The sequence below is a fragment of the Streptococcus sp. HMSC072D03 genome, assembly GCF_001812855.1.
GTDB lineage: Bacteria > Bacillota > Bacilli > Lactobacillales > Streptococcaceae > Streptococcus > Streptococcus salivarius_D.
The window spans coordinates 1-1,130 of sequence record NZ_KV810654.1 but is presented as its reverse complement, the minus strand read 5'-3'; the positions used below and the strand labels follow the sequence as shown (position 1 = coordinate 1,130).

Sequence of the window (1,130 nt, the reverse complement as noted above, 5' to 3'; positions counted from 1 at the left end):
TAGCAGGCTAAGCCTGCTTAGAGTTTTTGATGCAAAGGAAGGGTCTTCTTATATAAAATGTATAAAAATAGCTTTTTTTGACTATTATTCTGTTAAAATCATATTAACTGTATATTAATTGTATTATAATTATGATATAATATTTTTAAACTTTTGAATAAAGGAGAGTCTCTTGAACATAAAAGACAGCATTGGACTAAGAATCAAAACTGAGCGTGAACGTCAGCAGATGTCACGTGAAGTACTATGTTTAGATGGTGCGGAGTTGACTGTTCGCCAGTTAATTCGCATTGAAAAAGGGGAATCTCTCCCGTCTTTAGATAGACTATCTTACATCGCAAAACGTCTAGGAAAAAATATGGCCGATTTATTGGATCATGACAATATTACCATTCCTGACGAATATTATGAGATGAAGAATCGTTTGATTAAGTTTCCAACGTACAGAAATCCAGAAAGAATAAAGGCTAAACTTGCCTTAATTGAGGAAGTCTATGAGAAATTCTTTGAACTTCTGCCAGAAGAAGAGTTGTTAACTCTAGATATTTTGGAAAATATTTTGAGTTTTACTAATTGGGAGGAGAGCCCAAAGGTTGAAGAAATATATGAAGACTTGTTTGAACAAGTCAAAAGGAAGAAGAAATTCTCAACTAACGATTTATTAGTTATTGACTATTATTTCTTCCATCTCTATGGAAGAAAACAGTTTGACAAAAAACTTTTTGAAAGGATTGTAAAGAGAGTATTAAATCAGGAAATTTGGACAGACGATGTCTATAATATTGTTTTATTTAATGATTTGATGGCTATCGCTGCTTTGAAGATTTTTCACAATTCCTTTTCAGACTTCTTAACAGTTGTGGATAAAGCATTAGCCGTTATAGAAAAATCACAATTCTATAGCTATAAACCTAGTGTTTTTGTTCTCAAAGCTAAATATGAACTTCTGCATAAGGGAAATAAGAAAAAGGCTGCAGAGAATTACGATAAGGCCATAATGTTTGCTTCCGTTTTAGAAGACTCGGTTTTAGAAGAAAGTATAAAAGCAGGGAAAGCGGCAGATGGTTTATAGAAATGGTGGTGACATAAATGTCACTACTTTTTATTTGAAAAAAACATTAAAAATAGCG

1 protein-coding gene is annotated in these 1,130 nt (G+C 32.2%); it reads left to right on the top strand.

Going from position 1 to position 1,130, the window contains the following annotated elements; genetic code table 11:
- The first annotated feature begins 172 nt into the window (after positions 1 to 172).
- Positions 173 to 1,072 (top strand): helix-turn-helix transcriptional regulator, encoded by a 900-nt coding sequence (locus HMPREF2877_RS05420; protein ID WP_070579027.1) that lies wholly within the window; start codon positions 173 to 175, stop codon positions 1,070 to 1,072.
- The last annotated feature ends 58 nt before the right edge of the window (positions 1,073 to 1,130 follow it).